The sequence below is a fragment of the Streptomyces sp. NPDC047869 genome, assembly GCF_040704065.1.
In the GTDB taxonomy this organism is placed as follows: Bacteria; Actinomycetota; Actinomycetes; order Streptomycetales; family Streptomycetaceae; genus Streptomyces.
On the sequence record NZ_JBEYRK010000065.1, the window covers coordinates 1 to 4,083 of the forward strand.

Consider the following 4,083-nt stretch of genomic DNA (forward strand, 5'->3'; position numbering starts at 1 on the left):
CAGCGCCCGCTCCCGCTCCACCAGCAACGGCATCGCCTCGGACGCGGTCACCAACTCCCGCAACGGATAACGGGACAGCACCCCCTCCACCTCCGCGGACAGCGCGGGCTTCAGACGGTGGTGCACCGACCGCGTGTCGTCGCCGAGGGCGTGCGCGGCCTCCAGGACCAGGACCCGCTCCGGCCCCTTGGGCACCCCGGCGGCGGCCCGCTCGTAGAGTTCGGCGCCCTCCTCCAGCACCAGGCCGGTGTCGATGCCCGCCGGGATCTTGACGGAGGCGGTGTGCCGCCAGGTCGCCAGCGGGTCGCTCCACGCCTCCACCCGGAAGGTCCAGCGGCCGGTGGCGTCCGGGGTGATGTCGGCGCCCCACACGTCGCTGCCGGGGGACAGCTCCCGCATCGGCGTCCAGGGGCCACGACGGCCCTTCGGATCCCGCAGGACCACATTGGCACCGACGGCGTCGTGCCCCTCCCGGAACACGGTGGCCGTGACCTGGAACGTCTCCCCGGTCACCGCCTTCGCCGGGCGCCTGCCGCACTCCACGGCCGGCCGGACGTCACGTACCGGTACGCGGCCGATGGCCGGGGTCCTGCGCATGGTTCTCACCTCCGCCGTGCGCGAAGCCGGGCCCAGGGCCCGGCTTCGCGGTCCGATGCACGTCCGGCTGCTGCCGGTCCGTGGGGAACGCCATGTACGGTGCCAGGTCATGGGCTTGGCGCCGTGGAACGCCGCTCCGAAGGCGGCGCGCGCCGCGCCGCCCGGCCCGGCTGGGGCCGGCCGTCCTGCTCGCGCAGGTAGCCGGCCAGACTGGAGCGCAGATAGCGCTCGGCCGCGTCCGCTGCCTCCCGGGCGCAGCGCTTTCCCATCAGCACGCACAAGGTGTAGCCCGAGTCCTCGAAGGTTGCCCGGACGGTGCGGTCGTGGGGCGAGGCGAGCATCACGCGCTCCCAGGCCCGGTAACGCCGCAACTGCCTGGCCACTTCGGCCTTGGCGGGTAGCAGCATGACCCTCTTCACCTTCCACGCTCTCGACTGGGCGCGTTCCCGACGGTCGGGTGGTGTCCGCGCAGGGGTGGGCACGGAACCGTTACGGCGATCGAGGCTTTCACTCATGGTGCACGTATAGACACGCACCGTCCTGTTGGAACTTCAACCATCAGGCCGTTCGGGACGCTCGTGTTGCACGAATGGCGTAGTGACCTCACTGTTGGAGGTGACTCAGAAGCGATAACTGCTCACGCTCGGTGTCCGGGATCCCTCCCGGACGGTGAGGGAGCGAGAGTCTCGCCGGTGAGGAGCAAGCGACGATGAAGACCGCAGTGCCCTGCTACTACCACATCGATGTGGAAGTCAGCCCGGAACGGGTGGGACAGGTCAGCCGCATCCTGGGCGCCCACCTACGCTACTGGGACCTCGACAACCTCGTTGACCCCGTCCGCCGCGGCGCCGAACTGCTGCTGCGGGCGATCGACCAGCACGCCACGGACAAGACCATGTCGATCGAGATGTGGTGGAACGGCCAGCATCTCATCACGGCGGTCGGTGGCGACGACCGCGCTCTGCGTCCGGACCAGGACCTGAGGGCGTGCCTGGCGGACATCGCCGCCATGAGCGACGGATGGGGCTGCTGCGCCTCGGAGACCGGAAGCGTGATCATCTGGTTCTCGCAGCGGGCCCGCACCGGTGAGCGCGTCCCGCTGGTCCCGACCGCCCCGGCGCCGAGCCTCACCGAGGGTCTGCAGGTGCCGCGCGAGCTGCGGGTGGCCGCGCTCGCCGCGCCGGCGACCGCCGCGGACGGCGTCCTGGAGGGCGCCCGGTGACGGCACGGAAGTCACGGAAAGGGGTGCCCGTGTGGAGCGGGCACCCCTACCCCTTGGGGGCCGTGTTCGACGGCGACGGCACCAACTTCGCGCTGTTCAGCGAGGTCGCCGAGCGCGTCGAGCTGATCCTGGTCGACGACGCCGGCGCCGAGACACCCGTCCCGCTGCACGAGGTCGACGGCTTCGTCTGGCACGCCTACCTGCCCGGCGTCGGCCCCGGCCGGCGCTACGGCTACCGCGTCCACGGACCCTGGCAGCCGTCCCTCGGCCACCGCTGCAACCCGGCGAAGCTGCTGCTCGACCCGTACGCCCGCGCCGTGGACGGCCAGATCGACAACCACGCCTCCCTGTACGAGCGTTCGCCCGACGGCCCGTCCCCGGGCGACAGCGCCGGGCACTCGATGCTGGGGGTGGTCACCGACCCGTACTTCGACTGGGGCGACGACCGCGCGCCGCGCCGCTCGTACGCGGACTCCGTCATCTACGAGGCCCATGTGCGCGGCCTGACCCGCGCCCACCCGGAGGTCCCCGAACGGCTGCGCGGCACCTACGCCGGTCTCGCGCACCCCGCGGTCATCGACCACCTGACCTCGCTCGGCGTCACCGCGGTGGAGCTGATGCCGGTCCACCAGTTCGTCCACGACGGAGTCCTGCAGGACCGGGGCCTCGCCAACTACTGGGGCTACAACACCATCGGCTTCTTCGCCCCGCACAACGCCTACGCCGCCTTCGGCAGTTCGGGCCAGCAGGTCAACGAGTTCAAGGCGATGGTGAAGGCGCTGCACGCGGCCGGCCTCGAGGTCATCCTCGACGTGGTCTACAACCACACCGCCGAGGGGAACGAGTTCGGCCCCTCGCTGTCCTTCCGGGGCATCGACAACGCCTCCTACTACCGGCTGGTCGACGGCGACTGGGCGCACTACTACGACACCACCGGCACCGGCAACAGCCTGCTGATGCGCCACCCCTACGTGCTCCAGCTCATCATGGACTCGCTGCGGTACTGGGTGACCGAGATGCACGTCGACGGCTTCCGCTTCGACCTCGCGGCCACACTGGCCCGGCAGTTCCACGAGGTGGACCGGCTGTCCGCGTTCTTCGACCTCATCCAGCAGGACCCGGTGATCAGCCGCGTCAAGCTGATCGCCGAACCCTGGGACGTGGGCGAGGGCGGCTACCAGGTGGGCAACTTCCCGCCGCTGTGGTCGGAGTGGAACGGCCGCTACCGGGACGCCGTACGGGACTTCTGGCGCGGCGAGCCCGGCTCGCTGGGCGAGTTCGCCTCCCGGCTGACCGGATCGTCCGACCTCTACCAGCACAGCCGCCGCACACCGCGCGCCAGCGTCAACTTCGTCACCGCGCACGACGGTTTCACCCTGCGCGACCTCGTGTCCTACAACGACAAGCACAACGAGGCCAACGGCGAGGGCAACCGGGACGGCGAGAGCCACAACCGGTCCTGGAACTGCGGGGCCGAGGGCGACACCGACGACCCGGCCGTGCTGGAACTGCGCGCCCGCCAGCAGCGCAACCTGCTGGCCACGCTGCTGCTCTCGCAGGGCATCCCGATGCTCTGCCACGGCGACGAGATCGGCCGGACCCAGCGCGGCAACAACAACGCCTACTGCCAGGACAACGAGGTCTCCTGGGTCGACTGGGAGATCACGGACGAGCAGCGCTCGCTCGCCGACTTCACCCGGTACGTGATCGGCCTGCGCGCCCGCCACCCCGTGCTGCGCAGACGCCGCTTCTTCCATGGCGAGACCCCGACCAACGCCGTACAGCCGCTCCCCGACGTGATGTGGCTGCGGCCCGATGCCCGCGAGATGACCGAGCGGGACTGGCACCGCGGGGACGCCCACTCGATGGGCGTGTTCCTCAACGGCGACGCCATCGCCGAACGCGACCCGCACGGCCGCCGCGTGGTCGACGACTCGTTCCTGCTGCTGCTCAACGGCTACTGGGAACCGGTCGTCTTCCGCCTGCCCGACGAGTCCTTCGGTGAGCGCTGGACGACCCTGATCGACACCGCCGACCCGGACGGCATCCCCGACGAGCGGGAACGCAAGGCCGGCACCCGGCTGCGGGTGGAGCCGCGCAGCCTGACCGTCCTCTCCCGCCCGGCCCGCGACCCGCACCCGGCCCGCGGCACCCGCAGGGCCCGGGGCACCCGTCCGGCCCGCGGCAGCCGCTGATCCGGCACGACGATCGGCCCGGTCTGTTGCGGGGGGGCCCCCGGCCCCGGGGGGCCCCGGCACCGCGCC

4 protein-coding genes are annotated in these 4,083 nt (G+C 71.4%); 2 read left to right on the forward strand and 2 right to left on the reverse strand.

Annotation, left to right across the window (positions count from 1 at the left end):
* A partial coding sequence (locus tag AB0924_RS38455; protein ID WP_358932867.1) for a maltotransferase domain-containing protein occupies positions 1–597 on the reverse strand: 597 nt, incomplete at its 3' end.
* Positions 598–704: 107 nt separating this feature from the next.
* Positions 705–1,004: a DUF5133 domain-containing protein gene (locus tag AB0924_RS38460; RefSeq protein WP_358932865.1), complete on the reverse strand. Its 300-nt coding sequence runs from the start codon at positions 1,002–1,004 to the stop codon at positions 705–707.
* Positions 1,005–1,306: 302 nt separating this feature from the next.
* Between AB0924_RS38460 and AB0924_RS38465 the strand changes: the two genes are divergently transcribed.
* On the forward strand, positions 1,307–1,819 hold the full coding sequence (locus tag AB0924_RS38465; protein ID WP_358932863.1) for a pep a2: 513 nt from the start codon (positions 1,307–1,309) through the stop codon (positions 1,817–1,819).
* 23 nt (positions 1,820–1,842) lie between these two features.
* Positions 1,843–4,014, forward strand: a complete 2,172-nt coding sequence (gene glgX, locus AB0924_RS38470) for a glycogen debranching protein GlgX (RefSeq protein WP_366913974.1) — start codon at positions 1,843–1,845, stop codon at positions 4,012–4,014.
* Positions 4,015–4,083 lie beyond the last annotated feature (69 nt).

Coding starts and splice junctions, on each gene's coding strand:
- AB0924_RS38460 (WP_358932865.1), bottom strand. CDS start 1,004: ATGCTGCTACCCGCCAAGGCCGAAGTGGCCAGGCAGTTGCGGCGTTAC.
- AB0924_RS38465 (WP_358932863.1), top strand. CDS start 1,307: ATGAAGACCGCAGTGCCCTGCTACTACCACATCGATGTGGAAGTCAGC.